The organism is Psychrobacter sp. T6-1, from assembly GCF_052258445.1.
This window is the reverse complement of sequence record NZ_JBQQFC010000617.1, coordinates 1-845: the sequence shown is the minus strand read 5'-3', so window position 1 is coordinate 845 and position 845 is coordinate 1. Positions and strand designations below refer to the sequence as shown.

Below are 845 nucleotides of genomic sequence, written 5' to 3'. Positions count from 1 at the left end.
GGGTCAGTATAGTTTGAGTCAATTGTTTGCTGCGTGATGCTCTTTTAAACTGACTCGTTAAAGGCGACTGGCTGCTATGCTCCATAGTGCTGCTAGGCTTCATAGTGATGCCCCGTTGCAATAATACTATAACTTTAATTTTGGATAGTGTGCGATGACCTGCGCTTTTATACTCAACGACGATACTATCCTTTGCCAACAAACGCCTGATGGTATGCGTCCTTTGTCCGTAGCGCTGCCACATTTAGAGGATGCTAATAGCAGCGAGGCGCCAAAGTATCAGCTTGGTCGCGTGCAACTCTTTGAGAGTGTGGCGCCTCATCACATGCTCCCTGAGCACTATAGCGCAGTTAGATCTGATGATGTCTCTGATAGCACAACGTCTCACATGGTCGCTTATGATAATGCAGCTGAGACGATAGCGATTAGTTATGACTACGCACTTACTCATAATATTAAGCTGCCCTTAACCGACACAACTGCGTTTGTGGCTTATCGTCAGCTGATAACCGAGCTGCCAGCCGCCCTTTGCGATCAGCTCAGTCAAGCCATGCAGTTATTGCGCTGGCAAGCAGATACCCAATTCTGTAGTCGCTGCGCCGCTCCCGTTGTATTAGCCGCGCAAAACGATCGCTCTATGGTATGTCCCATCTGCAACTTGCGTCAGTATCCTCGCGTACAGCCTTGTGTTATCACGGCTATCACTCGCCCTAACCCTATTACAGGTGAGACGCAGATACTATTGGCGCATCATCATCGCTACGGTATCCTCAAGCTGCCTTTGCAATATGGCTTGATTGCAGGATTCGTCGAAGTAGGCGAAAGCTTGGAGCATGCGGTCGTGC

General features: G+C 49.0%; 1 protein-coding gene. It reads left to right on the top strand.

Going from position 1 to position 845, the window contains the following annotated elements:
• Positions 1-154: 154 nt before the first annotated feature.
• Positions 155-845: NADH pyrophosphatase zinc ribbon domain-containing protein (locus ACTXGO_RS14965; RefSeq protein WP_443575078.1), on the top strand; the 691-nt coding region annotated here is incomplete at its 3' end.